The organism is Streptomyces sp. NPDC101151 (genome assembly GCF_044768335.1).
Lineage (GTDB): Bacteria > Actinomycetota > Actinomycetes > Streptomycetales > Streptomycetaceae > Streptomyces.
Map to the genome: position 1 here is coordinate 164,819 of NZ_JBIWPP010000009.1, position 25,902 is coordinate 190,720.

At 70.9% G+C, this 25,902-nt stretch carries 24 protein-coding genes and 3 pseudogenes; 17 read left to right on the forward strand and 10 right to left on the reverse strand.

Features of this window, described 5'->3' with window-relative positions:
• Positions 1-22: 22 nt before the first annotated feature.
• The 5 genes from ACIRU3_RS19475 to ACIRU3_RS19495 all read right to left on the reverse strand — a co-directional run bounded on the left by ACIRU3_RS19475 (position 23) and on the right by ACIRU3_RS19495 (position 5,385).
• Positions 23-1,093, reverse strand: a complete 1,071-nt coding sequence (locus tag ACIRU3_RS19475; RefSeq protein ID WP_404057704.1) for an ABC transporter ATP-binding protein — start codon at positions 1,091-1,093, stop codon at positions 23-25.
• A 5-nt stretch (positions 1,094-1,098) separates the two neighbouring features.
• A complete protein-coding gene (locus ACIRU3_RS19480; protein WP_404057706.1) occupies positions 1,099-1,980 on the reverse strand; it encodes an ABC transporter permease in 882 nt (293 codons plus the stop codon).
• Positions 1,977-2,876 carry an ABC transporter permease gene (locus ACIRU3_RS19485; protein ID WP_404057708.1) on the reverse strand — a complete coding sequence of 300 codons (900 nt, stop codon included), beginning with the start codon at positions 2,874-2,876 and terminating at the stop codon, positions 1,977-1,979. The genes ACIRU3_RS19480 and ACIRU3_RS19485 overlap by 4 nt, the downstream gene beginning before the upstream one ends.
• A 3-nt stretch (positions 2,877-2,879) precedes the next feature.
• Positions 2,880-4,004: a spermidine/putrescine ABC transporter substrate-binding protein gene (locus tag ACIRU3_RS19490; protein WP_404057710.1), complete on the reverse strand. Its 1,125-nt coding sequence runs from the start codon at positions 4,002-4,004 to the stop codon at positions 2,880-2,882.
• A 190-nt stretch (positions 4,005-4,194) separates the two neighbouring features.
• A complete protein-coding gene (locus tag ACIRU3_RS19495; protein WP_404057712.1) occupies positions 4,195-5,385 on the reverse strand; it encodes an aromatic ring-hydroxylating dioxygenase subunit alpha in 1,191 nt (396 codons plus the stop codon).
• A 502-nt stretch (positions 5,386-5,887) separates the two neighbouring features.
• Here ACIRU3_RS19495 and ACIRU3_RS19500 point away from each other — a divergent pair.
• The 9 genes from ACIRU3_RS19500 to ACIRU3_RS19540 all read left to right on the forward strand — a co-directional run bounded on the left by ACIRU3_RS19500 (position 5,888) and on the right by ACIRU3_RS19540 (position 15,645).
• Complete coding sequence (locus ACIRU3_RS19500) at positions 5,888-6,334, forward strand: hypothetical protein (RefSeq protein WP_404057714.1); 447 nt, start codon at positions 5,888-5,890, stop codon at positions 6,332-6,334.
• Positions 6,331-7,584 (forward strand): NADH-ubiquinone oxidoreductase-F iron-sulfur binding region domain-containing protein, encoded by a 1,254-nt coding sequence (locus ACIRU3_RS19505; RefSeq protein WP_404057716.1) that lies wholly within the window; start codon positions 6,331-6,333, stop codon positions 7,582-7,584. Before ACIRU3_RS19500 ends, ACIRU3_RS19505 begins: the two co-directional genes overlap by 4 nt.
• 68 nt (positions 7,585-7,652) lie before the next feature.
• Positions 7,653-7,844 carry a ferredoxin gene (locus ACIRU3_RS19510; protein WP_404057718.1) on the forward strand — a complete coding sequence of 64 codons (192 nt, stop codon included), beginning with the start codon at positions 7,653-7,655 and terminating at the stop codon, positions 7,842-7,844.
• 1 nt (position 7,845) lies between these two features.
• Positions 7,846-9,900 carry an acetate--CoA ligase family protein gene (locus ACIRU3_RS19515; RefSeq protein ID WP_404057720.1) on the forward strand — a complete coding sequence of 685 codons (2,055 nt, stop codon included), beginning with the start codon at positions 7,846-7,848 and terminating at the stop codon, positions 9,898-9,900.
• Positions 9,901-10,081: 181 nt separating this feature from the next.
• A complete protein-coding gene (locus ACIRU3_RS19520) occupies positions 10,082-11,254 on the forward strand; it encodes an acyl-CoA dehydrogenase family protein (protein WP_404057722.1) in 1,173 nt (390 codons plus the stop codon).
• A 38-nt stretch (positions 11,255-11,292) separates the two neighbouring features.
• The gene (locus ACIRU3_RS19525; RefSeq protein ID WP_404057724.1) at positions 11,293-12,465 is read left to right on the forward strand and encodes an acyl-CoA dehydrogenase family protein; all 1,173 of its coding nucleotides are present in this window, start codon (positions 11,293-11,295) and stop codon (positions 12,463-12,465) included.
• 109 nt (positions 12,466-12,574) lie between these two features.
• Entirely contained in the window at positions 12,575-13,477 is a 903-nt protein-coding gene (locus ACIRU3_RS19530; RefSeq protein WP_404057726.1) for a 3-hydroxybutyryl-CoA dehydrogenase, read from the forward strand.
• A 47-nt stretch (positions 13,478-13,524) separates the two neighbouring features.
• Positions 13,525-14,136 carry a TetR/AcrR family transcriptional regulator gene (locus ACIRU3_RS19535; RefSeq protein WP_404057728.1) on the forward strand — a complete coding sequence of 204 codons (612 nt, stop codon included), beginning with the start codon at positions 13,525-13,527 and terminating at the stop codon, positions 14,134-14,136.
• Between the two features lie 348 nt (positions 14,137-14,484).
• The gene (locus ACIRU3_RS19540) at positions 14,485-15,645 is read left to right on the forward strand and encodes a S1 family peptidase (protein ID WP_404057730.1); all 1,161 of its coding nucleotides are present in this window, start codon (positions 14,485-14,487) and stop codon (positions 15,643-15,645) included.
• 83 nt (positions 15,646-15,728) lie between these two features.
• On the opposite strand, the pseudogene ACIRU3_RS19545 reads toward ACIRU3_RS19540, so the two are convergent.
• Together ACIRU3_RS19545 and ACIRU3_RS19550 are read right to left on the reverse strand one after the other, a co-directional pair.
• A pseudogene (locus tag ACIRU3_RS19545) lies at positions 15,729-15,869 on the reverse strand (RICIN domain-containing protein); the annotation flags it as partial.
• A 22-nt stretch (positions 15,870-15,891) separates the two neighbouring features.
• Complete coding sequence (locus tag ACIRU3_RS19550) at positions 15,892-16,740, reverse strand: alpha/beta fold hydrolase (protein WP_404057732.1); 849 nt, start codon at positions 16,738-16,740, stop codon at positions 15,892-15,894.
• A gap of 179 nt (positions 16,741-16,919) precedes the next feature.
• Here ACIRU3_RS19550 and ACIRU3_RS19555 point away from each other — a divergent pair, with 179 nt between their 5' ends.
• Positions 16,920-17,876 carry a hypothetical protein gene (locus ACIRU3_RS19555; protein ID WP_404057734.1) on the forward strand — a complete coding sequence of 319 codons (957 nt, stop codon included), beginning with the start codon at positions 16,920-16,922 and terminating at the stop codon, positions 17,874-17,876.
• A 315-nt stretch (positions 17,877-18,191) separates the two neighbouring features.
• Here the strand turns inward: ACIRU3_RS19555 and ACIRU3_RS19560 are convergent, their stop codons facing one another.
• On the reverse strand, positions 18,192-18,758 hold the full coding sequence (locus tag ACIRU3_RS19560) for a hypothetical protein (RefSeq protein WP_404057736.1): 567 nt from the start codon (positions 18,756-18,758) through the stop codon (positions 18,192-18,194).
• A gap of 168 nt (positions 18,759-18,926) precedes the next feature.
• Between ACIRU3_RS19560 and ACIRU3_RS19565 the strand changes: the two genes are divergently transcribed.
• The 3 genes from ACIRU3_RS19565 (at position 18,927) to ACIRU3_RS19575 (ending at position 21,084) form a co-directional block, all read left to right on the forward strand.
• Positions 18,927-19,427, forward strand: a complete 501-nt coding sequence (locus ACIRU3_RS19565; RefSeq protein ID WP_404057738.1) for a winged helix-turn-helix transcriptional regulator — start codon at positions 18,927-18,929, stop codon at positions 19,425-19,427.
• A gap of 101 nt (positions 19,428-19,528) precedes the next feature.
• Positions 19,529-20,035, forward strand: coding sequence for an SRPBCC family protein (locus ACIRU3_RS19570; protein WP_404057740.1), 507 nt, complete (start codon positions 19,529-19,531; stop codon positions 20,033-20,035).
• Positions 20,035-21,084 carry an LLM class flavin-dependent oxidoreductase gene (locus tag ACIRU3_RS19575; protein ID WP_404057742.1) on the forward strand — a complete coding sequence of 350 codons (1,050 nt, stop codon included), beginning with the start codon at positions 20,035-20,037 and terminating at the stop codon, positions 21,082-21,084. The genes ACIRU3_RS19570 and ACIRU3_RS19575 overlap by 1 nt, the downstream gene beginning before the upstream one ends.
• A gap of 37 nt (positions 21,085-21,121) precedes the next feature.
• Here the strand turns inward: ACIRU3_RS19575 and ACIRU3_RS19580 are convergent, their stop codons facing one another.
• Together ACIRU3_RS19580 and ACIRU3_RS19585 are read right to left on the reverse strand one after the other, a co-directional pair.
• Positions 21,122-21,313, reverse strand: coding sequence for a glycoside hydrolase family 2 protein (locus ACIRU3_RS19580; protein WP_404057744.1), 192 nt, complete (start codon positions 21,311-21,313; stop codon positions 21,122-21,124).
• A gap of 205 nt (positions 21,314-21,518) precedes the next feature.
• Positions 21,519-21,650, reverse strand: a pseudogene (locus ACIRU3_RS19585) (hypothetical protein); the annotation flags it as partial.
• A gap of 39 nt (positions 21,651-21,689) precedes the next feature.
• Here ACIRU3_RS19585 and ACIRU3_RS19590 point away from each other — a divergent pair.
• The 4 genes and pseudogenes from ACIRU3_RS19590 to ACIRU3_RS19605 form a co-directional block, all read left to right on the forward strand.
• A pseudogene (locus ACIRU3_RS19590) lies at positions 21,690-22,013 on the forward strand (PfkB family carbohydrate kinase); the annotation flags it as partial.
• A 168-nt stretch (positions 22,014-22,181) separates the two neighbouring features.
• The gene (locus ACIRU3_RS19595) at positions 22,182-22,655 is read left to right on the forward strand and encodes a hypothetical protein (RefSeq protein ID WP_404057746.1); all 474 of its coding nucleotides are present in this window, start codon (positions 22,182-22,184) and stop codon (positions 22,653-22,655) included.
• Positions 22,656-22,667: 12 nt separating this feature from the next.
• The gene (locus tag ACIRU3_RS19600; protein WP_404057748.1) at positions 22,668-24,662 is read left to right on the forward strand and encodes a GMC oxidoreductase; all 1,995 of its coding nucleotides are present in this window, start codon (positions 22,668-22,670) and stop codon (positions 24,660-24,662) included.
• Complete coding sequence (locus tag ACIRU3_RS19605; RefSeq protein ID WP_404057750.1) at positions 24,659-25,834, forward strand: ferritin-like protein; 1,176 nt, start codon at positions 24,659-24,661, stop codon at positions 25,832-25,834. Before ACIRU3_RS19600 ends, ACIRU3_RS19605 begins: the two co-directional genes overlap by 4 nt.
• Positions 25,835-25,902 lie beyond the last annotated feature (68 nt).

Here is a 25,902-nt window from a genome sequence, read left to right on the forward strand (position 1 = left end):
TCGGTACAGGCAGGTTCGAGGGTCAGGCCAGGACCAGGCAGTGCTCGGGCCGCCAGCCGAACTCCACCGTCTCGCCGCCGCTCCAGCGGTCCTCCATGCGGGCGCGGGCCGTGTTCTGCTCCAGCACCGACAGCGTGACACCCGGGGCGAGTTCGATCAGATAGGTCGTGGTCGGGCCGCTGTAGACGGTTTCGCGGATCACGCCGCGCAGCATCGACATCCCCGGTTCGAAGTCCGACAGCCAGATCTTCTCGGGGCGCACGGACACGCTGACGGCGGTGCCGTCCGCGATGTCGGAACGGGGGCCGACGCGCAGGGCGGGACCCTTCTCCAGGGCGACTTCGCCGCCCCGGTAGGTGCCGGTCATCAGGTTGGACGTGCCCATGAAGGAGGCGACGAAGCGGGTGGCGGGGTGTTCGTAGATGTCCTCGGGGGTGCCGCACTGCTCGATGCGCCCCTCGTTCATCACGGCGATCCGGTCGGACATGGTCAGCGCCTCGTCCTGGTCGTGGGTGACGAAGACGAAGGTGATGCCGACCTCGCGCTGGATCTGCTTCAGCTCCACCTGCATCTGCCGGCGCAGTTTCAGGTCGAGGGCGGCCAGCGGCTCGTCGAGGAGCAGTACCGCCGGACGGTTGACGAGCGCGCGGGCGAGCGCGACGCGCTGGCGCTGGCCGCCGGAGAGGGTACGGGGCCCCCGGTCGGCGAGTCCGGCGAGCTGGACCAGCTCCAGCAGCTCGCCGACGCGCTGCCGGATCTCGGTCTTGGCGACGCCTTTGCGCTTGAGGCCGAAGGCCACGTTGTCGGCGACGCTCAGGTGGTCGAACAGGGCGTAGCTCTGGAAGACGGTGTTGACGTTGCGCTTGTTCGGCGGCAGCGCGGTCACGTCCTCGCCGGCGAGCAGCACCGATCCCTCGGTGGGGTCGCTGAACCCGCCGATCATCCGCAGCGAGGTGGTCTTGCCGCAGCCGGAGGGGCCGAGCAGGGAGAAGAAGTGGCCGGCCTCGATGTCGAGGTCGAGGTGGTCGACGGCGTAGGAGTCCGCGAACTGCTTGGAGACACCGTCGAGCCGGACGGCGGGGGTCGCGTCCATGGGGATCACTCTCCGGAGAGGAGGTCGAGGCCGCCGCGGCGGCCGAAGAGGCGCGGGATGAACAGGGCCAGGGCGATCAGGGCAATGGATCCCGCGAGCATCAGCGTGCCGACCGCGTTGATGGTGGGCTGCACCCCGAAGCGGATGGCCGAGTAGATCCGTACCGACAGCGGCTGGGGGTCGACGCCGGTGGTGAAGTAGGCGAGGACGAAGTCGTCGAAGACGAGCGCGAAGATCAGTACGGCGGAGGCGAGCACGGCGGGCAGCAGGGCCGGCAGGGTCACCAGGCGGACCGCCTGCCAGCGGGTGGCGCCCAGGTCCATCGCGGCCTCCTCCACCTCCGGGTTCAGCGCGGCGACCCGGGAGCGGAGGATCACCGTCACGTAGGAGATCGAGAAGGTGATCTCGGAGAGCATCACCGTGGCGGTGGACAGGGCCACGCCCAGGCCCTTGAACAGCAGCATCGATGCCACGCCGGTGACGATCTCCGGCGTGATCAGCGGCACCAGCATGATCAGGCCGGCCAGTGAGCCGAGCCGGGTGCGGCAACGGACCAGGCCGAGCGCGAGCGCCACCCCGAGGAGGACCGAACCGGCCATCGCCACCAGCGAGATCCGCAGGCTGGTGCCCAGGGAGGCGATCAGGACGTCGTCGTGGACGAAGGCGCGGTACCAGCGCAGGCTGAACCCGCCGAAGACGGTCAGGGACTTCTTCGAATTGAAGGAGAAAAGGGCTACGACGGCGATGGGCAGATAGAGCAGTGCGAAGAAGAGCGCGGTGACGCTGATCAGGATGCGGGGCTTGCGGTCGGTGCGTCCGCGCCGGGTGCGGGTCCGGGCGGCCGGACGGGCCGGGGAGGTGGCGGCGGGCTGTTTGAGGAGGGTCATCGGCGGGCCTCCGCCTCGTCCTTGCGGGTGCGCCGTAGATAGCCGAACATCCCGATCAGCAGGACCAGCATCAGCAGCATGGTGAGCGCGGAGCCCAGCGGCCAGTTCTGGCCCTGGAAGAACTTGTCCTGGATGAGATTGCCGATCATGATCTGGTCCGGACCTCCCATGAGCTGTGCGCTGACGAAGTCGCCCATGGCGGGCAGGAAGACCAGGACGAGTCCGGCCGCCGCGCCCTGCCGGGTGGCGGGCAGGGTGACGAAGAAGAACGTGCGGACCGGGCCGCCGTACAGGTCGCGGCCGGCCTCGATGAGGGAGACGTCCAGCCGTTCCAGGGCCGCGTACAGCGGGATGATCATGAAGACGACGAATCCGTAGACGAGTCCCGCGACCACGCCGACGCCGGTGTTGAGGATCTTCGTGTTGCCGTCGGCCAGTCCGACGGCGCGCAGGGCGCGCAGTACGGGTCCGTCGTCGGAGAGGACCACCGACCAGCCGTACATACGGACCAGGTAGTTGGCGAAGAACGGCACCACGATCGCGGCGATCAGCGCGTGCTTGTACCGCCCGCCGTGCAGGGCGATGGTGTACGCCACCGGGTACGCGATCAGCAGACAGATCAGGCAGGTCAGCAGCGCGTAGCCGAGGGAGCGGGCCAGGACCTCGGAGTAGGCGGGGTCGGCGAGGGCGCGCACGCCGGACAGGTCGAAGCCGAAGCGCGGGTTGCCGAGGTCGTCGGTGGTGCCGACCGCGAGGACGGCGACGAGCACCAGTGAGGCGATCAGGAAGCCGGTCATCCACAGGGTGCCGGGCAGCATGAGCCAGGTCCACATGCGGGTGCCGGTGGCGTCCCGGCCGCGTCGGCGGGTGCGTGAGGAGTGGCGGAGCAGTGCCATGGGTCAGCCCGCCTTCACGTGGGTCCAGGCGGTGTCGCGGGCGTCCTCCGCCGCGCGGCTGCCGTTGCGGAAGAACAGGTCCGCCTTCAGGTCGTCCTCGGTGACCAGGCACTCGGGGAACGGCTTGACCAGCTCGGCGTAGATCTTCTCGGAGCCGGCCACCGGCATCGGGTAGCCGATGTACTCGATGTTCTTCTTCACGTTCTCCGGCCGGAGCATGTAATCGATGAACAGCATCGCGGTGCCGGGGTGGGGGGCGTTCCAGGGGATGGCGTAACAGTCCGAGTTGATCGGCGTGCCCTCCTTGGGGGCTTCGAAGCCGAACACGGAGGGGTCCTTGGCCTGGTTGAGCATGGCGGCCATGTCACCGCTCCACGCCTGTGTCATGACCGCGTTGCCGTTGAGGAGGTTGTTGTAGCTGTCGCTGGAGAAGCCGCGCAGCCGCGGGCGAAGTGTGCCGAGCAGGGAGGTGATGCGGTCGAGGTCACCGGTGTCCCCGGTGCTGACGCCCAGCCCGAGTTCGAGGGCGCCCATGCCCAGGACCTCGTCGCGGTCGTCCAGCAGGAAGACCTTGCCCCTGGCCCTGTCGTTCCACAGGTCCTTCCAGGATCCGGTCAGCTCGCCGATCCGGTCGCGCCGCCAGCCGATGCCGGTCTTGTACGCGGTGAAGGGCACGGTGTGTGCGGAGCCGGGGTCGTACCAGGGGTCGGCAAAGTAGTCGTACGCGCCGAACACGGCGTGCGAGTGGGGGAGCTGGGAGTGGTCGAGACGGCGCAGCCGGCCGCCGCGGACCAGGCGCTGGGCCCATTTGGCGGTGGGGAAGATGATGTCGTAGCGGTTGCCGGCGTTGAGCTTGGCGACCATGCCTTCCATCGAGTCGAAGTTCGACTGGATGACCTTGACGCCGTACTCCTTCTCGAAACCCTTGAACACGGACGGGTCGACGAAGTCGGCCCAGTTGAAGTAGACGAGATCGCCGTCGACGCGCGCCCGGACCGGGGCGAGCTGCTTGGCGTCGGGCGTTTTCGCGGGCATGAACCCGCAGCCGCCGACCGCGGCGCCCAGCAGGCCGAAGGCGCCTGCCCGCAGCACGGCGCGTCGGGTCGGTGGTGGTACCTCGGGGGACATGAAGCGTCCTCTCCGTCGAGGAACGGCACAACTCCAGGGCGGGACCGGCTGGTCGGCTCACGGAGGCCCTGACTCCGTAGGGAAGACCGGTCTGGGGAGGGTGCGTGCGTGCGTCAGCGGGTGCGGGATAAGCCCGACGGGAGGCGTACGGCGGTGCACGGGTGCGGCACGGCCGCCGCGCGGCGGCGCGTCACCGGCCGTCTCCGCTCGGCTCGAGGCCCTCCAGGTCGTCCCGGACCCGGCGGGCGAACCAGCCGACCGCGACCTCGCGCTGGGACAGCGGACCCGGCTCGAACCCCGGCGTCCTGAGGCCGGTCTGCACGCGCTCCACCAGCTCGGCGTCCTCGTCGTTGGTGACCCAGCCGATGTGGATGTTCAGTCGCCGGGCCAGCTTGGTCCGGACGCTCTCCCCGTGCCGGGTGTAGAAGCCGCCAGGAATCGCCGCCCGGTCCTGGGCGGTGGGCAGGGCGGTCCACGCGAGCACGTGGTCAGGGTAGAAGTCGATGAGCGTGTTCGGATAGATCACGGCGTAGCGCCATACCCGCCGGTCGGCCTCGGTCAGTCCCGGCATAGGGGTCGCCAGCCGCTGGTAGAGCCGCTCGGTCCAGTTCGATGAGGGCTTGTCGCGCAGCGGTGATTCGAAGAGGACGTAGTTCTCCTGCACGTCCACCGTGTACGCCTGGTAGTCGAGCAGACGCATCAGGGCGGGGTGCGCCACGGGGACGTGGTAGCCCTCCAGATAGTTGTCGACGATCACCTTCCAGTTGGCGTTCTGCTCCTCGCCGCCGGCCAGGTCGTGGATGCGGTGCTTGCCCACGGGCACCAGGCCGGGGTCGGCATAGCGGCCCACGGCCTCGGCGAGCCCGGCGCAGCTCTTGGCGAGCGGAGTCGCCTCCAGGTCGAGATTGACGAAGACGAAGCCCAGGAAGGACTCCACGTTGACCGGGTGCAGTCCGAGACGGGGCTTGTCCAGGCAGGGGATCCGGCGCGCCTCGGGAGCGCCGACGAGGCGTCCGTCGAGCTTGTAGGTCCAGCCGTGGTACGGGCAGCGGATCGCCTTGCCGTCCGGCTCGGGGGCCGTGACCAGGCGCGTTCCGCGGTGCCTGCAGACGTTGAGGTGGGCGGCCAGCCCGCCGTCCTCGGTACGGACGACCAGCACTTCCCGGCCGGCGGCGGTGGCGGCCAGCCGGGCGCCGGGTCCGGGGAGGTCGGATTCATGGCAGACGAGCTGCCAGGACTTGGTGAAGATGCGTTCGGTCTCGGCCTCGGCGATGGCCGGATCGGTGTAGTAACGCGCGGACAGGGCTTCCCCGGGATGCTCGGGGAGCGGCCCCGGCGGGGCAGGGGAAGCGGCTGCTGCCCGGGTTGTCGAGGGATGCATGGAGTCCTCCTCCGCGCCGCGGCGGCGGCGATGGGCGGTGAGGCTGTGCCCGGATCGAGCGGCAGGTGCGGCTTCCGGGCCTGCCGGGATCCAGCTGACTAATTGGTTAGTCAGAGTGAGGCGACAGCGGGACCAAGTCAAGACTTGTGGGCTGACTAATTAGTTAGTTAGTGTCGGGGCAGGCGGATGGCCCGGGCCCTCAGACGGCCGCCCAGGCGCACCCCGCCCAGCCCGCGGACACCGTCCGCGCCGCACCGGGCGTCCGGATCCGGATGCCCCGGTCCCCGGGCGACGCACGGCTCCCGCCGTGCGCTCGCACCGATCCGGCCGTGCGCTCGCACCGGTCCGGACACCCTCCGTCCACGCCCGTGCACGGCCCCGGCCGGGCACCCCGTACAGCTCCCGCCCCTCTCCTCACAGGCGCCGGAGCGACCCGTCCAGGCCATCGCCGCGCCACCCCGTCTCCGGACCACCCGGAAACGGTGCGACCCCGGAGGCACGCATGAGCGCTCGCCGAAGTCTCGTATGGCTCGGCCTCACGCCGGAGCCCGAACAGGAACTGCCCGCAGCGGTGGCCGCCCTGCGGACCCCGGCGGACAACCGCCCGCCCGCGGCCCTCGTCGCCGCCGAGCGGCACCGCGTCGAGCGGCTGGTGCTGCGCGGCACGCAACGCGGCTGGCTGCGCTACCTCGGCGAGGTCACCGACCTGGTCGTCGAGGCCGCCGAGGGATCAGCGACCGACGACCCGCAGGCAGCGCTGGTGGCCGGCGAGGTCGTCCTCGATCACCACCGCATGCTGATCGGCCTGCCAGGTACCGGCTATGCACGCACGGCCATGCAGCGGCGGGATCTGGAAGGGGCATTGGCCCGGCTGCGGGCCAGCCACGGCACCGATCCCTCCGGCCACTCCCGTCACACAGGTCACTCCGAACTCAGGAGCACCGCATGACCGGCGTCATCTCCCTCCTCCCCGAAGGACGGCCCGGCCTCCTCGCCCCGCTGCTGTCCGGCGCCTGGCTGTCCGGTGGCAGCGAGGACCTCGCCCGATACCTGGCCGAAGGCGGCTACGCTCCGCTGCCCGCGCCCGACCGGTTGCTCGACCGGATCGCCGCCGCGGGGCTGCGCGGCCGCGGCGGGGCCGGTTTCCCCGCCGCCGTCAAGATCCGTGCCGTCCGCGACGCACCGGGCCCGCCCGTCGTCGTCGCCAACGGCGAGGAGGGCGAGCCCGGCTCCGTGAAGGACCGCTGGCTGCTGCGGCACCGACCGCACATGGTCCTGGACGGTCTCCGGCTGGCCGCGGCCATGACAGGAGCCGAACGCGGCTGCGTGTACCTCTCCGACGCTCGCGCCGAGCGTGCCGTACGACGGGCGCTCGCCGAGCGTCCCCCCGAGCTGCACATCGACGTCGTCAGGACCGAGCACGCGTACGTCGCGGGGGAGGAGACCGCGGTCGTACGACGCATCGACGGCGGCCCGGCCCTGCCGACGGCGAAACCCCCACGCCCCTTCGAGAGCGGTGTCGGCGGCGCGCCCACCCTCGTCGCCAATGTGGAGACGCTGGCGCGTGTCGCGCTGACGCACTCGCGTCCCGAGGCCGCGGACGATGTCGCCGGCGCCCATCTGCTGACCCTCGCGGGTGCCCGTGGCGCGGCCGCGCTGGTCGAGGTGCCCGTCGGCACGCACCTGAAAGTCCTCGCCGACCTGTGCGGGCACGGCAGAGCGGAGGCGGTCCTCATGGGCGGCCTGTTCGGCGGCCTGCACGGCGCGGGCTGGACGGACCTTCCGCTCGACCACGAGAGCCTGACCGCGGCCGGCGGAGCCCTCGGCTGCGGAGCCCTGTACTTCCTGCATCCGGAGGACTGCCCGGTCGCCGTGGCCGGCGAAGCCACCGCCTATCTCGCGGCGCAGAGCGCCCGGCAGTGCGGGGTCTGCGTCTCCGGCACCGGGGCGCTCGCCGGAACCCTCACCTCCGTCGCACGCGGCACGGCGAACCACGACACGACCGACCAGCTGCACCGCTGGTCACGGCAGCTGCCCGGCCGCGGGGCCTGCGGCCTGCTCGACGCCGCCGCCCGCATCGTCGCCACCCTCCTCGCCCACTTCCCCGACCGCGTCGACGCCCACCGCGGCTCCGCCTGCCCCGCGTGCGCGGACCCGGCACCCGAGGACGGACGCCGGTTCCGGGTGCCGATGCCCTGACCCGCACGCAGGCCCCGTCCCCGCACCCCACCAAGCCGCCCCAACCCGGCGCACCGAAAGGACCGCACATGAAACTCCTGATGGACTCCACCCGCTGCCAGGGCTACGGCCTTTGCCAGGAACCCGCGCCCGAGCTGGTCGACCTCGACGAGTGGGGCTACGCGCAGGTGCGTGAGAGCGAGGTTCCCGCGGACGGCGAGGACGCCGCCGCTGCCGCCGTCGCCGCCTGCCCCAACTCCGCGCTGCGGATGGTGAAGTGAGATGGGACGTGATCTGTCGGCCCTCTTCGACCCCATCTCCGTCGCCGTCGTCGGAGCCAGCGACGACCCCGCCAAGTACGGCCACGCCATCGCCGCGCAGGCCGTCCGCGCGAACGGCCGCCGCCCAGTCCACCTGGTCAACCGGCGCGGCGGCACGGTGCTCGGCCGTTATGCCGCCCCCAGCCTGAGCGCGATCGGCGAGCCCGTCGACCTGGCCGTGGTCTCGGTGCCTGCCGCGGGCTTCGAGGACGCCGTCGACGAGGCCCTGCGGTGCGGGGCCCGGGCGATCGTCGCGATCACGGCCGGCTTCGCCGAGACCGGCGACGCGGGCCGGAGCCGCCAGCAGGCCGTCGCGGAACGCGTACGTGCCGCCGGTGCTGTGATGGTCGGGCCCAACTGTCTGGGGATCGCCGACAACACCACCGACCTCTTCCTCGCCTCCGACACCTTCACACCCGGTGGCATCGCGCTGCTCAGCCAGAGCGGCAACCTCGCGCTGGAACTCCAGCTGCGCTTCGCGCCGCACGGCCTCGGCTTCTCCCGGTTCGTCTCGCTCGGCAACCAGGCCGACGTCACCCTCGTCGACCTGCTCGCCGACTGCGCCCGGCACGAGGGCACCCAGGCCGTCGCGGTCTACGCGGAGGACTTCGCCGACGGACGTGCCTTCGCCGAGGCGGCCGCCGACGCCGGGAAGCCCGTCGTGCTGCTCACGGCCGGACGCGGCGACGCCTCCGCGCGCAGCGCCCAGTCGCACACCGGTGCGCTGACCACCTCGGCCGACGTGGTGACCGCGGCCTGCCGCGACGCCGGTGTGCAACTCGTCGCCACGCCCCGCGAACTCACCGTCGTCCTGGCCGCGTTGAACGGCGCACGCCGGGCTTCTGGGCAGCGGGTCGCCGTGCTCACGGACGGCGGCGGCCACGGCGTCGTCGCCGCCGACGCCGTCGAGGCGACCGGCCTGACCGTGCCCGAGCTGCGGGAACCGACGCGGCAGCAGCTGCGGGACACCCTGTGGGAGCAGTCGGCCGTCGCCAACCCGGTGGACCTCGCCGGGATGGGTGAGCAGGACCCCGGCTCGTACGCGGAGACCGTCGACGCCCTGCTTGCCGCCGAGGAGGTCGACGCCGTTCTGATGACCGGCTACTTCGGTGGCTATGCGGCCGCCGCCGGCGGGCTCGGCGGAGGAGGCACGGTGCTCGCGAACGGGGAACAGGAGGCGGCGCGCCTCATCGCCACCCGGCACCGGGCCACCGCGAAACCGATCGTGGTGCAGTCCATGTATCCCGAGTCACCGAGCTGCCGAACCCTCGCAGCGGCCGGCATCCCGGTCTTCTCCGCCACCGAGGACGCCGCACGCGCCCTCGCGGCGACGGCACCCGGCGCACGGCGCGCAGGCGTCACACCGCTTCCCCCGGTCGCATCCCCGCTGCGCGAAAGCGGCTATATGGAGACCCGCCGAGCACTCGAAGCGGCCGGGCTGGCCTTCCCTGCCGCACGCGAGATCCACGACGAGACTGAACTGCTCGCCGCGGCCGAGGAGTTCACCGGACCCTATGTCCTCAAGGCCCTCCACCTGCTGCACAAGTCGGACGCGGGCGGAGTGGCACTGGGACTCGCCGGACCCGACGAACTGCTCGCCGCCTTCCGGGACATGCACGACCGGCTCGGCGCCTCCTCCTACTCGGTGGAGGCCATGGCGGACCTGACCGACGGCATCGAACTGATCGTCGGGGTCAACCGCGACCCGCGCTTCGGCCCGGTCGCGATGGTGGGCCTGGGCGGAGTGCTGGCCGAGGCGCTGCACGACGTCGCCTTCACTCTGGCTCCCGTCCCCGCGGACCACGCCCTGCACCTCCTGCGCGGGCTGCGCACCGCCGCCCTGCTCGACGGGGTGCGCGGCCGCCCGCCCGTCGACGTCGCCGCCGCAGCGGCCGCCGTCGAGACGATCACGGCGTTCGCCGCCGCCCACCCGGAGATCGCCGAGATCGAGGTCAATCCCCTGCTCGTCGGCCCCCGCGGTGTCCTCGCCCTCGACTCCCGAGCCGTACTCGCCTGACCGGCCCCGCCCGAGCAGGGCCGCCCGCCGGTCACCCGACCTGGTTCACCCGCCCCGGCTCACGGACCCACCTGCCTCGTCCCTATCGAAACACCCCGCCCTGCCTGTACCGACCCACCCGCCCCGCCTGTACCGACCCACCCGCGCCCCGCACGCCGTCCCGCCGACCGAAGAGGCCCCCATGGACATGCGCTACACCCCCGAGCAGGCCGACCTCAAGCGCCGCGCCGCCGACTACGCACGCCTGCTCATGCGTTACGAGGACCAGTCCGAGCAGGCCGGCGGCCCCCTGCCGCAGCAGCTCGTCACCGAGCTGACCCGGGCCGCCATGGACGCCGGCGTCTACGCCATCAACATGCCCGCCGAGTGGGGCGGCGCCGGACTCAGCCTGCTCGACCAGGTCATCGTGGAGGAGGAGTTCGGCAAGGTCACCAACTGCCTCTGGGACATCCCCTGGCGACCCGCCAATGTCCTCGCCCACGGCGACGAGCGGCAACGCGAGAAGTACCTGATGCCCGTCATCCGCGGGGAGAGGTTCGACGCGTTCGCCGTCACCGAGCCGGGCGCCGGCTCAGACCCGTCCTCCGGCACCTCCACGGCCACCCGGACCGACGGCGGATGGCTGCTCAATGGGGAGAAGTGGTTCGTCACCTGCGGCGACATCGCCGACTTCCTGCTGGTCCAGGCGGACGCCGGCCCCGAGCTGCTGCCCACGCTGTTCTTCGTGGACAAGGCCGCGCCGGGGGTCGAGATGACCCGTGTGCCGCACTTCATGCACTCCGCGGTCAACGGGCACCCCGAGTTCACCTTCACTGATGTCTTCGTGGCCGACGAGGACGTCCTGGGCGGCGTCGGCAACGGGTACGAGCTGACCAAGGAGTGGTTCACCGACGAGCGCCTGATGATCGCGGCGCGCACCGTCGGCGCGGCCGAGCGCGCCCTGCAGCTCGCCCGTGACTGGGCGCTGGAGCGCGAACAGTTCGGCGCCCCGATCGCCTCGTACCAGCTGATCCAGGGGATGCTCGCCGACTGCGCCGTCGACATCGCGGTCAACCGCGCCTACACCCACCAGGTCGCCTGGGAGGCCGACCAGCCGCACACCGACCGCAAGACGCTGCACGCCAAGGCCTCCACCGCCAAGCTCGCCGCCAGCGAGGCCGCAGGCCGCGTCGCCGACCGCTGTCTGCAGATCTTCGGCGGCCGTGGTTACGACCGCACCTACCCCGTCGAGCGCATGTACCGCGAGCTGCGCGTCGACCGGATCTGGGAGGGCACCTCCGAGATCCAGCGCCTGATCATCGCCAACGAGCTGATCAAGCGCGGCACCCGCGCCCTGGCCCTGCCCACGCACTGAAACCGTCCACCCCCGAACACCGCACAGCGAGGACTTCCATGGACTTCCGCCTCACCCCGCGCCAGGCGCAGCTCAAGGCCGACGCGCGCGCCCTCACCGACTTCATCGCCGCCTACGAGATCCAGTGCGAGGAGGAGAACGGTCTGCCCGCGAGCGCTCACGCCAAGATCCGCGACGCCGTCCTGGACGCGGGGCTCCAGGCCGTCAACATGCCGGCCGAATGGGGCGGCGCCGGACTCACCATCGCCGAGCAGGCCACCGTGCAGGAGGAACTGGGACGCCTCACCGGCGCCCTGTGGGACATGGTGTGGCGCCCCGCCAACGCGCTCCGCTTCTGCACCCCCGAGCAGCGCGAGCGCTTCCTGGTCCCGGTCATCAAGGGCGAGCGGCGCGACTGCTACGCCGTCACCGAGCCGGGCGCGGGCTCGGACCCGCAGAACCTGGCCACCACGGCCACGAAGAACGAGCGCGGCTGGGTGCTCGACGGCGAGAAGTGGTTCGTGACGGTCGGCGACCACGCCGACTTCATGATCGTGCTCGCCGCTGCGGGCCCGGACCGCGCACCGACGTTGTTCCTCGTCGACAAGGACACGCCGGGCATAGAGATGACGCGGGTCCCGCGCTTCATGCACACCTTCGTCTACGAGCACCCCGAGTTCACCTTCACCGACGTGCAGGTGGGCGACGACGCCGTACTCGGTGGCATCGGCGAGGGGTACGACATCACGCGCTCCTGGTTCACCGAGGAGCGGCTGATGATCGCGGCACGCACCACCGGCGCCGCCGAGCGGGCTCTTGAGCTGTCCCGTGACTGGGCGGTGGAGCGCGAGCAGTTCGGCGCCCCCATCGCGTCGTACCAGCTGATCCAGGGGATGCTCGCCGACTGCGCCGTCGACATCGCGGTCAACCGCGCCTACACCCACCAGGTCGCCTGGGAGATCGACCAGGCCTCGGCCGAGGACCGCAAGACGCTGCACGCCAAGGCCGCGATCGCCAAGCTCTCGGCGAGCGAGGCCTCGGGCCGCGTGATCGACCGCTGTCTGCAGATCCACGGCGGCCGCGGCTACGACCGTGCGTACGCAGTCGAGCGGCTCTACCGCGAGCTGCGCGTGGACCGGATCTGGGAGGGCACCTCCGAGATCCAGCGGCTGATCATCGCCAACGAGCTGATCAGGCGCGGCACGGGGGTCCTCGATCTGCCCGTCGCATGACGCGTCCCAGGGCCGGGGCCGCCACGCGCCCCGGCCCGTGGGACCACCCCGTCCGGCCAGGCACCGGGCGGCTTCGGCACAGATCGCCACACATCGGAGAGGAAGAGGGATGACCGACATCGAGCGCGTCGGGGTCGTCGGCTGCGGCCTGATGGGCGCCGGCATCGCCGAGGTCTGCGCCCGCGCCGGCGTGCCGGTGACGGTCGTGGAGCGCGACGCGGAGGCGGCCCGTGCGGGCCTGCGGCGCATCACCCGCTCGCTCGACCGGGCCGTGGTGCACGGCAGGCTCGACGCCGAACGACGCGAGACAGCCTCGGCCATGATCACCGTGGTCGACCGGATCGAGGCGCTGCACGACCACGACCTGGTGATCGAGGCGGTGCCGGAGGACGAGGGCCTCAAACTCGACGTCTTCACCCGCCTCGACTCCGTGATCACCGGCGACCACACCATCCTGGCGACCAACACCTCCTCCATCCCGGTCATCCGGCTCGCCACCGCGACCACCCGCCCCGATCGCGTCGTCGGCGTGCACTTCTTCAACCCCGTCCCGGTCCTGCGGCTCGTGGAACTGGTGCCGTCGCTGCTGACCTCGCCCACCACCGAGGCACGGGCGGAGGCGTTCGTGACCGGGGCCCTCGGCAAGGAGGTCGTCCGGACCCGGGACAAGGCCGGCTTCATCGTCAACGCGCTTCTGGTCCCCTACCTGCTGGCCGCCGTCCGCATGGTGGAGTCGGGCAGCGCGACGGCCGAGGACATCGACCGCGGGATGGTTCTCGGCTGCGCACACCCGCTCGGCCCGCTGGCCCTGACGGACCTGATCGGCCTGGACACCACCCGCGCCATCGCCGAATCGCTGTACGCCGAGTTCCGCGAAGCGCAATACTCACCGCCACCCCTGCTGTCCCGGATGGTGGAGGCCGGTCTGCTGGGGCGGAAGTCCGGACGAGGCTTCCATGTGTACGAAGAACAGCCGCAGGGTGAGGCGGCGACACCGGCGAGGCCGCAGTGAGGGAAAATGGTCACCGCGTACGATCACCGAACGAGGGGAGCCGCAGGGTGTCCACGAAGGTGCGCACGGCAGACACGCGCGAGCGCATCCTGACCGCGGCGTGCGAAGTCATCGCCGAGATCGGCTTCGAGAAGATCCGTATGCGCATGGTCGCCGAGCGGGCCGGTGTGTCCACGGCGCTGCTGCACTACCACTTCGACACGCGCGAGAAGCTGTTCACCGAGGCGATGACCCACTCGTTCGCCAACACCGCCGTCGACCTCGAACGCGACGCGGAGACGGCGTCGGCGGCGGTCATCCTGGCCCGCATCCTGCGCAGCCTGCTGCCGACCGATCCGGAACTGCAGCAGGACTGGCGGCTGTGGCAGGAACTCTGGGCCCGGGCCCTGCGCGACGAGACCACGCGGGCCTTCGCCGTGGACCTGTACGCGCAGCTGCACGGCTGGGTGGCCGGAGCGGTACGGCGCGGTATCGCCTCCGGCGAGTTCGAGCCGACCGATGTGGACGACCTGAGCACGCTCGTCCTGTCCCTGAGTGACGGCTACGGCATCCGGCTCATGCTGCGTGATCCGACGGTCACCCTGGACACGGCGCTCTCCTCCGTCTGGCGCCAGGTGTCCGCGGCGCTGGGCCTGCCGGACTCGCTGCCGGTGGAGTGAGCCGCCGGCGGACGCGGCGGCGGCCGAGCGGGCCCTGGTGCACCTCGCGACGCTCGGGCAGGAACGCACACGCCTGATGTCGGGGTCCGTCGGGCACGTGCCGGCGGTCGGGAAACCCACCGGCTCCGCCGTGCCCGGACTCCTCGCGAAAGGGGACCGCCTGGACGGGTGTCCGCCCGGGCTCCTCGGCGTGCCCACCGACTCGTGTGCGGGGACAGGCAATTGAGGACTCGATTGGCATGGACCTGACTTGCTGTGACGGCTAGGCTCTGCCCCGCACGGATGAGAGCGCTCTCAGTCATCGGCTGTTCCACCCCCACCCAGCTGGAACGACGAAGGGCAACCCCCATGAGACGCAAGAGACTCATGCACACCGGCCTGGCCGCCCTGTTGATGCTCGGCGGCTTGACCGCCGCCGGTACGCTCCCCGCATCGGCGAGCGACTCCGCCGCCCCCACGGCGCCCGCGCCCGCCTCCGACGGACTGCTGTCCGCGATGCGGCACGACTTCGGCCTGACCAAGGCCCAGGCCGAAGAGCGCCTCAAGGCCGAGCGGACGGCCACGAAGCTCGACCCGAAGGCACGCAAGGTCGCCGGGGACGCGTACGGCGGTTCCTGGTTCGACGTGAAGAGCGGGCGGCTGACCGTGGCCGTCACCCCAGGCGCCTCCGCCGGCACGCGCAAGGAACTTCGGGCAGCGGGTGCCACGATCCGCACCGTCCGGCACAGCGCACGGCAGCTCGACGCGGCCAAGGCGCGCATCGACCGGCTGTCCGCGCCCTCGGGCGTGAGCAGCTGGCACGTCGATCCGGCGGCCGGCTCCATCGTCGTCGACGTGGTCCGCCACAAGCTCGCCGACAACGATGTCCAACGGTTCCTGGCCCGCGCACGTCAGGCGGGCCCCGTCACCGTCGGGACGGTCGCGAAGGCGCCGGGCACCCTCGCGGCGGGCACGGTCGGCGGCGACCCCTACTACACGGGCAACGTCCGCTGTTCCATCGGCTTCTCGGTGTACGGCGGGTTCGTCACCGCCGGGCACTGCGGGCAGCCGTTCGCCGCCGTCTACGGCTGGGACGGCTCCTACGTCGGCAATTTCCAGGGTTCGTCGTTCCCGGACAACGACTACGCCTGGGTCAGCGTGGGCAGCGGCTGGTGGACGGTTCCGGTCGTACTCGGCTGGGGCACGGTGTCCGACCAGCTCGTACGGGGCTCGGCCGTGGCGCCCCCCGGCTCCTCCATCTGCCGCTCGGGATCGACCTCGCACTGGCACTGCGGCACGGTGCTGGCCCTCAACGAGACGGTCAACTACAGCCAGGGCTCGGTGCATGAGCTGACGAAGACCAGCGTCTGCGCGGAACCGGGCGACTCCGGAGGCTCCTTCATCAGCGGCGACCAGGCACAGGGTGTCACCTCCGGCGGCTGGGGCGACTGCACCGGCGGCGGCGAGACCTGGTTCCAGCCGGTCAACGAGATCCTCAACCGGTACGGGTTGACCCTGCACACCGCCTGACCGGCTGACCACCTGACTCCGTACGGGGGTTCCGCCGGCCGGCGGCACGACGGAACCCCCACCTCGCGAGGACGCCTGTGCGGCTACAGCAGCCGCCACAAGTGGTCGTCGATGCCGTTGTCCGTGAACTGAACCACCTGGGCGCTGTTCGCGTTGGACATTCCGTCGACGCCGGGGACCTTGCCGCTGTTCCTGCTCAGGAGGCGGAACCAGCCGTCGCCGTTGCCCGGCCGGGTGGAACGCGGCCTACCTGGCCCGGGCGGAGCCCTCCCACATCCCGGGCACCCTGCTGCCGCCGGTGTGCATCAGGGTCGCCAGCGCCCGCAGTGCCGCCGCGAACGCCACCGGGTTTCGCAGGAACTCCATGTGGATGCCGGGAAATTCGGCCCACGGCACCCCGATCCGGCGCGCGATCTCCACCGAGGGCCGGGCGTAGTACGCGCCACGGTCCTCCGCACCGGCGCCCAGCACGAGGGGAAAGGGCGCGGCTCTCAGAGCGGCCTCGTCCGGCCGGAAGGCGGCGAAGCCCGGCCACTCGGAGCCGAAGAGATGATCCTGGTTGGTGAGAAAGCGCCGCCAGAGATCGTCGGGCCAGCGATACGTCCCCTCGCCTCGCACCGTCCGTGCGAATCGGCGGCCCGCCGCCCCTCCGCCGCCCTCGGCGTAGCACGCGGCCACCTCCGCGAAGAACCCGCGGGCCGGATCGTCGTCGGGCAGGACGTTCACCGCGGGCGGCTCGTGCGCGATCAGACCCGACACCACCTCGGGGTACGACGCCGCCAGCGCGAGCCCGATGATCGCGCCTCCGCTGTTGCCGAAGACCAGCGCTCGGCCGTCGGCCAGGCCCTGGAGGAGCCTGCGGGCGTCGGCCGCCTGCTGCGCCAGCCGCATCGGTGTCCCGGACCGCCCCGTGCTGCGGGAGTTGCCTCGCCGGTCGTAGGTGATCACCGTGAACGCGTCGGCGAGTTCGCCGGCGATCGCGCTGTAGTACCCGGCATCTCCGCCGGCCCCGCTGATGAGCAGCAACGCCGGTCCGCTACCGCGGATCTCGTAGTACAGCTCGGCCTGGTCGACCTCGAACATGCCACTGTGCATGCCTGTACTCCGTTCTCCGCGAGGCGAGCCATTGCCATTGTCGCTGCCGCTGCCGGGTGTGCTGGGCGTGTCCGGCCCACCGCTGCTCCGTACGACAGGTAACCCCAGGTAAGAGGTGTAAATCATAACGATCTCGGCGTAAACCTTGTGTGATCCCTGAGTGCCTCTAGCCTCCCGGCATGGCATTTCTTTCAAGTCGCCGCAAACGGGCACGCCTTGCCCCGGAACTCGACGACCATGACCTGGGCAGGCTGCTGAAGTCTCTCCTGGCCACCACGAGGACCGGAACGATCGCGACGACGGACCTGTGCGTGGCGCAGATGTCACGGCTCCTGGACCAGGAGCCGGGTGACTGGGACCGCCGCACCCACCGCATCGGCGTCCTGGCGGACTACCTGACCGATTCACATCTGCCGAGGTCGTGGGCCGCGCGCGAACCGCGCAACGCGAGCGCGCTCCTGCTGAACGCCTGGACCCAGCTCGCCCGCGCCCGTTCACAGGGACGCCCGGACGACACGGCCGATGCCACCGACATCTGTCTTCGCGCCGCCGAACTCGCCCCGGAGGACCCCACTCCGTGGGTGGCCCTCCTCGGCGTGGCACGCCTCCAACGCTGGGAGCAGTCCCAGGTGTTCGGAGTCTGGAACGAGGTGCTCGTGCGTGATCGCTGGAACCGCGAGGCCTACCTGAGCATGCTGGGCTACCTCACCCCGGAGGAATCGGGCTCGCGCATGCAGGTCCTGGAGTTCGTGGACGCCCTGCGTGCACGCATGCCCGCGAACGCGCCGTGCGCGGCGACGGAACTCACCGCTCAGGTCTTCCAGTACCAGTCCGTCCTCGACCGGGGCGGATTCGAAGCGCTGGTGGCGCGCAATCACTGGTCCCACGCGATGGCCGCCGACGCACTCGACCGCGTCGTCCAGACCTGGGCGCAGCCGGGATTCCTGCGCCACGCCAAGGCGCTTGCCGATCTCAATGTTCTCGCCTACGCGCTGATGGCCGCCGACCGGCGCCGCGAAGCGCGTCCGGTCTTCGAGGCACTCGGCGTCACGGTCACCGCGTGGCCCTGGCGGGCCGGTGGCGACCCGCTGGAGGAGTTCGACCAGGCGCAGCGGAGGGCCACCGCCGGGATGTGACGGTGCCCGCGCCCGGCTCGTCCGGGCTGGCTCCGGAGGCCGGAGGGCTTGATCACCGGATGGGGGCGGGCATCATCCGGTGTGCCGTTGCCGAGTGAAGTGCCTGCCTGTCGGCCGGACCGTGTCGGGCAGTCATCGTGCGGCGTACCGGCCCAGCGCCCGGATCGCGGCCTTGTGTGCGTGGGCGGAAGCAGGGTGCCGAGCGGAGACCCTGTCTCGTCGATCATGTGACACGTCTTGACGAGGCAGGCTTCGAGGGCGCCAGTGGATCTGTCGAGCGGCGGTAGTCGGTCGAGGGCGCCGGCGGCTTCCCGCTCAACCGCCCGGGGTGTCCCGTCGCCGCAGCACGCGGGCCGCTGCTTCCGCCCGCTCCACCCGGGACATCAGGCGGTCCCGCCTCCTGGGCGACCAAGCCAGCTCGGCCGCGACCAGGACGACCACCAGCCACGACACCAGGGCCTCCCGTGCTGCTCCGGCCACGGTGTCGTACCCGGCCAGGGCCACCGCCACCGCGCCGACGAGCACCAGGACCCACCACCGGAGCCGGTCCTGCTCCCGGGCTCTGCGCAACGCCTCGGCATACCGGACGACCGCGGGTGCCAGCCGGCCGTCCCCGATGACCTCACCTCGTCGGGCGGCCCGTACCACCCGCGCCCGGTCCGCGGGCTCCAGGTGCGAGCCGTCGGGCCACAGCCTGCTCATCCGGCGGGCGCCCCGGACGCCGTACAACGGAGTGAGCACCACGACGACGACAGCGGCGCCCACCCATGAGCCGGACTCGACGACGACGAAGGCGCCGAAGAAGAAACCGACACCAAGACCGACACCCAGCGCCCTGCGCACCGGGCCCCCTTGCCACACCCAGCCCGGAACCAGATCCACACGCCCATGCTGGCCGTCACCGCGGCCTCCGGCAATCACCGCACCAGCGAGTCGGCGGGAGGACCGGTTGCGAGCAGTCGGCCGACCGGACCGCTGTTCGCCGCGCGCTCCGGTTCGCCGGGGCAGTACCAGCTGGGTTTTTTCGTAAGACTGGCTATCGTGGAGAGCATGAAACGGACATCGTTCACCGGTTGGCCGTGCTCGATCGCGCGGGCCATCGACCTGCTGGGAGACCACTGGACGCCTCTCGTCGTACGCGAGGCGTTCTACGGAATCAGCCGCTTCGACGAGTTCCAGCAGGAACTGGGCATCGCGCGCAACACGCTGACCGACCGGCTGCGCCGCCTGGTGGACGAAGGGGTGCTGGAGAAGCGCCCCTACGAGGCCGAGCCACCGCGCTACGACTATGTACTCACGGAGAAGGGGCGCGACCTGTTCGCCGTGCTGGCCGCGATGTCCCGTTGGGGCGACCGGTGGCTGGCCGGAGAGGAGGGCGTTCCCGTGGTGTTCCACCACCACACGTGCGGCCACGACGCGACGGCCGAAGTGGTGTGCTCCATGTGCCGGAAGCCCCTGCGGTCCCAGGACACGTCCATGCGGATGGGTCCCGGCTATCCCGAACGGCTCAAGCGCCGGCCGGATGTGCAGCGCCGGTTCGGCACGGCCTGATGCCGACGCCGAACGTCGCTGCATGCCTTGACAGGTGAGTTTCATAAAGCAACTCTGAAGGTCAGGCGGTCACACCTTTGATGGCGAGGAGGCTGGCGGACTTGGAGTGGACAGGCGCGCGCTACGCGGACAAACCCACGATCGAGGTGCGGACCTGGATCGACGCCCCGCCGGACCGGGTGTGGGCCCTGGTGAGCGACATCGACCTGATGCCGCGCATGAGCGAGGAACTCCAGTCGGTCGAATGGCTCGACGGCGCTGCCGGGCCCGCGGTGGGCGCCAGGTTCCTCGGCCGCAGCAGGCACGAGGCGCTCGGCGAGTGGACGACGACCTCGCAGGTGATCGAGTGCGAACCCGACTCGGTGCTCGCCTGGGCGGTGGAGGATCCGGCCACCCCCTCCGCGGTCTGGCGCTTCCGGCTCCGGTCCGAGGACGGGGGCACGGAACTGTCGGAGTGGATGCAGTTGGGCCCGGGACGTTCCGGGCTGTCCGTCGCGATCGACCGGATGCCCGACAAGGAGCAGAAGATCGTGTTCGTGCGGCTGCGCGAGTTCGAGCGAGGCATCACCTCGACCCTGGCACAGATCAAGAAGCGGGCGGAGGCGTGATGCGCACGGCGACCACGGTCGAGGCCTCGGGCGGCGAAACCCGGTCTCAGCAGGCGGACTTCGTCGTCGAGGCAGAAAAGCTGGGCCTGGACATCTGCTGGGTCGCGGAGGCGTGGGGCTCCGACGCACCCTCCGCGCTGGGCTACTACGCCGCGCTCACCGACCGGATGCTGCTGGGTTCCGGCGTCATGCAGCTCGGCACGCGCACCCCGGCGGCCGTCGCGCAGACCGCCATCACGCTCTCCAACCTGTCCGGCGGGCGCTTCCTGCTGGGCCTGGGCGCCTCCGGTCCACAGGTCGTCGAAGGGCTGCACGGTGTCTCGTTCGCCCGGCCGCTGCGGCGCATGCGGGAGACCGTGGAAATCGTCCACCGACTGTTCGAGGGCGGAAAACTCTCCTACTCCGGAGCGGAGTTCACCGTCCCGCTGCCGGGCGGCGAGGCGGTCCCGATGCGGCTGTCGATGCGGGCCGAGCACCGGATCCCCCTCTACCTCGCCGCGTTGTCCCCGGCCATGCTCCGGCTGACGGGGGAGGTCGCCGACGGCTGGCTGGGCACCAGCTTCGTACCCGAGGGCGCGGACGGCGCCTACTTCGTCCACCTCGACGAGGGCCTGGCCCGCAGCGGTCGGTCCCGCTCCGCCCTGGACGTCTGTCAGGGCGCCGAGGTCGCGTTCGCGCCCGACGAAGAGGCGCTCGGGGCGATGACGGCCTCACGGAAGAAGGAACTGGCCTTCAGCCTGGGCGGCATGGGGTCGGCGTCCACGAACTTCTACAACCGAGCCTACAGTCGGCAGGGCTGGGCCGACGTCGCCGCCGAGGTGCGAGAACGCTGGCAGGCCGGCGACCGGGACGGAGCGGCAGCCCTGGTGACCGACGAGATGGTGCTCGGTACGACGCTGATCGGCACCGAGGCCATGGTGCGCGACCGGCTGGCGGTGTGGCGCGACGCGGGCGTGGACACCGTACGGCTCTATCCGGCCGGGGAGACGCTCGCCGACCGGCTCGCCACCTTGGGCAGGGCGATCGAGCTGGTCAACGAGGTGGTGTGAACGTTCCGGCCCGGTCCGCACCCGACTGGCTCCGTTGTCACCGGCTCGTGGTCCCGGGCACGTGGTAGCCCTCGCCTCGCACCTTGGGCCGGGCGGCCACCACGTCCGCGGGCCAGGAGGTTGTGATCGTCCGTGACTCGCCGGGAAGCAGCCACAGACAGTTGTCGCTGTAGAGCGCGGGCAGCACACGGTGCCCGGACCGGGCGTCGAGGAGCGACAGACGGAGCATGGCCGCGACTGCGAGCCCCGGTTGGCCACGTGTGCGGCTCGTGGCGCGGTCGGCCCGAACGGCGGTTCACCTCGATGACGTCGATCGAAACCCGCGTCCGCCGAAGCCTGTTCGGGGCCCGCATGGCTTCGGGATCGCGATGGCGCCAGTAGGTGTTCTCCGAGAGCGGCGAGCCCTGCGCGTCCGCAAGGCGCAGGCGGAGCAGGTGGAGGTCCGGCAGCCCGTCCTTCTCGTGTGCGGTGAGCGCGGTCGTGGTGGCAGAGGCCGCGATGTCGACCGTCGCGCGTTGCTCGGGGGCGACCTGGCGGCCGGCCAGGCCGTACCACCGGGCGACCACGGTGGCGCCGGAGATCGGCCGCGCGGTGTGGTTGACTGCGTATGCGCGGTCACGGCACTGCCGACGACCGTGGTCGAGCCCGTCGGCGCGGGCGACGCCTTCGCGGCGGGCTTCCTCCCGGGGCTGCTCCAGGGACGGACGACGGCACGTGCCCTCCGGCTGGGCCGCATCACCGCGGTCTCCACGCTCAAGGTGACGGGGGATCACGGTTCCCAGCCGGCCGCGGAGGACATCGAGCGGCTCCTCGACCTGACGTCCCAGGACTGGCAGCGGTACGAGGACACGGCCACGCGGGCCGGTGCAGCCGGCGGTCGACAGTGCACGGGAGGGGCGCGCGAGGAGGCAGCGGGAGCCGGGGTGTGATCGCGCGGTGGGACGGGTGTGGTGTGCGCCGGGGGGCGCACCTCGGTATGCCCCGGATACATGCGCTTTGCGCCGTTGCGACCGTGCCGCTCCAGGCTGAAGGATCAATGACGGCCCCGGGATCCGGGCTCGTCCGACCCCTTGTCCCACCCGCACGGGAGCACCCGCATGCTCAACGTACCCAAAGAGATCTTCACCGACCTCTCCGTCGTCCTCACGGGCTTCGACCGGGCGGAACTCGCCGGGACAGGCCTGGTCGACACGTACTACGACACGCTGCTGCGGATCATCGGCGAGCGGGAGGCCGGGCAGCTGTTCAAGGTCGCCGCCGAGTCGCTCGCCATGGACCGGCTGGCGAGCGGCGGCCACGCGGCCCTCGAACGGGCGGTCATCGAGGCTCCGCGTTTCGCCCCGGTCGTCGTCAGCCTCATCAAGCTCTGGTACCTGGGCAGTTGGTACCCGCTGTCCGGCGACTACCGCGATGTCAACGGCTCCACGGCGGACGACGTCGAGCACGTCGTCTCCGCCCAGGGCTACCGCGAGGGCCTGGTCTGGGCCGCGGCCGGCGCGCACCCGATGGGCGCCAAACCGCCCGGCTTCGGCTCCTGGGCCGAGCCCCCGTACCTGCCCCCGATCTCCTGAGCCGAGGAGCCCATGAGCAACGAGCACGACGAGACCCCCGAGCACTTCGACATCGTTCTCGTCGGCGGCGGTGTCTCCGCGGCCACCGTGGCCAAGACGGTCATCGACCAGGCCGCGAAGCAGAACCACCATCCCCGCATCCTCATCCTGGAGGCGGGCCGGGCCACGGCGATGAGCGCCGACAAGTACGTGACCTACGTGGAGGCCTACCACGAGGCACTCGCCAAGGTCCCCAACTCGCCGTACCCGGCGACCGGTTCGGCGCCCCAGCCGGACGTGCTGGACATCGCGAAGCCGCCCGGTGACAAGGGGTACTTCGTACAGAAGGGCCCGATGCCCTTCGGCAGCGACTACGCCCGCTCGCTCGGCGGCACCACCCTGCACTGGCTGGGCACCTGTCTGCGGATGCTCCCCAACGACTTCCGGATGCACACGACGTACAAGCGAGGCGTCGACTGGCCCAAGGACCTCGGGTACGAGCGGATGAAGCCGTACTACGAGCGCGCCGAATGGGACATCATCGGGGTCGCGGCGAACGTCGAGCACCAGTACTCCCCCGGGTACGTCGACCGACCCGAGCAGTTCTTCGCTACCAGCGACCCCAAGAAGACCCGGGACGGGAAGTACATCTTCCCGATGGAGGAGATCCCTTCCAGCCACCTCGATCGGCACCTGGCCAAGGTGGCCGACGGTCTGGAGGTCAGGCTGCCCGACCAGGAGCACCCGGCCGCCACCTTCGAGATCAGGATCAGCAACACCCCGGTGGCGCGCAACTCCACTCCGAACACACCGGACTACGAGCCCGTCGGCGCCGTCGGCAACGCCGACCAGGGGACCCGCTGCGAGGGCAACTCCAGCTGCATCCCGATCTGTCCCGCACAGGCCAAGTACAGCGCGCTGAAGACGCTGTACGAGATGATCGTGAAGTACCCCGACCGGCCGCCGAAGGAAGGGGAGAACTCCAGGGCCAGGGTGGCCGTGCGCAGCCAGTCCGTCGTCATGCGGGTGCACCACGACCAGAAGAAGGGCACGAAGGGGAAGGTCGGCGGCCTCACCTACAAGACGTACCACGCGGACGGCGGTTGGCAGGAGAAGAGCGTCACCGCCGGCGTCTACGTCCTCGCCGCGAACGCCATCGAGAACGCCACTCTGCTGCTCGCCTCCGATGGCGCCGCCAACAACAGCGGGCAGGTCGGCAAGAACCTGATGGACCACCCGCTGCTGCTCACCTGGGGCCTGCTCCCCGACCCCGCAGGCGCCTTCCGGGGCCCCGGCTCCACGTCCGGCATCCCCGCCTTCCGGGACGGCGCCTTCCGCGCCGACCGCACCGCGTTCCGCGTGGAGATCGGCAACTGGGGCTGGAACTTCCCGGAGAACGCCCCCTACGACACCGTCCACGACCTGGTCGGCGGCGGCCGGGACGGCAGGGCGAAGCTCTACGGCAAGGAACTGCGCAAGAGGCTCGGGGACATCCTGCCCCGCCAGTTCAGGATCGCCTGGGAGCTGGAGCAGGACCCCCAGGACAGCAACTGCGTCACGATCGACCCCGACAAGTACGTCGACCATCTCGGCAAGCCCCGCCCGGTCATCCACTACGACCTCTCGGACTATGTGAAGGCGTCGCTGCCCTGGGCGGCGGAGGCGAGCAGGCAGCTGTTCGCGCGGCTCGGCATGAAGGACCAGGTCAGGCGCCCGGAATACCGGACGGGCGACTACACCCACTGGGAAGCGGGTGACGCGGCCGAGGTGCGGTACGACGGCAAGACCTACTGGGTGCGAGGCGCGGGGCACGTCGTGGGCACCCACCGGATGGGCGACGACCCCGCCAAGTCGGTCGTCGACAGCTACCAGAGGAGCCACGACCTGGAGAACCTCTACATCGTCGGCTGCGGCAGCATGCCCACGCTGGGCACCTCCAACCCGACGCTCACCATGACCGCCCTCGCCATCCGCACCGGCGACAGGATCGCCGAGAACCTGGAGCCGACGAAGGGAGAAGGCAAGTGAGCGACCGGACCCCGGCCCCGATCACGGGTCTCAAGGACCTGAAGGCCGCTCTCCAGCTCGCCGTGGGCCTGGAGCTGAGCACCATCCCCGTCTACCTGACCGCCCTCTACTCCATCAAGGACGGACACAACACCGAGACGGCGCAGACGATTCGCAGCGTGGTCATGGAGGAGATGCTCCACATGACGCTCGCGGCCAACGTCCTGAACGCGCTCGGGCAGACGCCGAGCGTCGAGCCCGTCAGGTTCATGGGCAAGCACCTCCACCCGATCCCGTCCTACCCGCTGACGAACCCCCTGGTCTCCGGCATCGGCACCCTCCAGCTGCGCCCGCTCTCACCGGACGCCATCGACAGCTTCGTCGCCATCGAACATCCGCTGCACGGCGCGGCCAGGGCGGCCGAGATCCCGCTCGGCACCTGTGTCTACCGCACCATCGGCGAGTTCTACGAGGCGGTCCGCACCGCACTCACGGACCCGGCCGTCTGCAAGGACTCCGACTTCCGGCACCTCAACCAGGTGCCGGACACCCAGTACTACGGCGGCGCCGGCCACGTGGTCGAGGTGAAGGACCGCAAGTCCGCGCAGCAGGCGATCCAGACCATCATCGACGAGGGGGAGGGCCTGCCCCCGGAGAAGCTCGAGGAGGCGGCCAAGTCGGTCACGGACAAGGACAAGCTCCGCAACGGCTGGCAGATGTACTCCCACTACGCCCGCTTCCGCGAGCTCCAGAACGGCCGCCGCTTCCGGACGGACCAGAAGGCCGGCGACGAGCCGATGGGCGCCATGGTGCTCGTCGACTACAGCGCCGTACACCCGGCGCTGCACGTCCCGCGCAACGGCGACACCGAGGGGGGCACCGAGAGCGCGGCACTGATCGAGTTCGACCTGGCCTACACCCGCCTCGTCGACGACCTCTACCTCGCCTTCTCGGGCAGGAAGAAGGACGTCGCGTACAGGATCGCGGGCCGGCAGGTCGAGGAACTCAAGCCCGCCCTGCCGCTCGCCGTGCACGGCATGTACGCACTGAAGAACATGGCCGTCGCCCTGATGCGCACCCTGAGTCCGGCGAGCCCGCCGCACACGCTCTGCCCCCGGTTCTCCTATGTGGAGGAGGGCGACCGGGAGAAGCTGGGCGAGATCGCCAAGGAGCTGCGGCAGGACGGCGGTTGAGCGTGGGTGGGCGGCTCCGCCGATCCGGGAGGCGCCGCTCGAATCGCACTTGCTTCGAGTGCACTCGA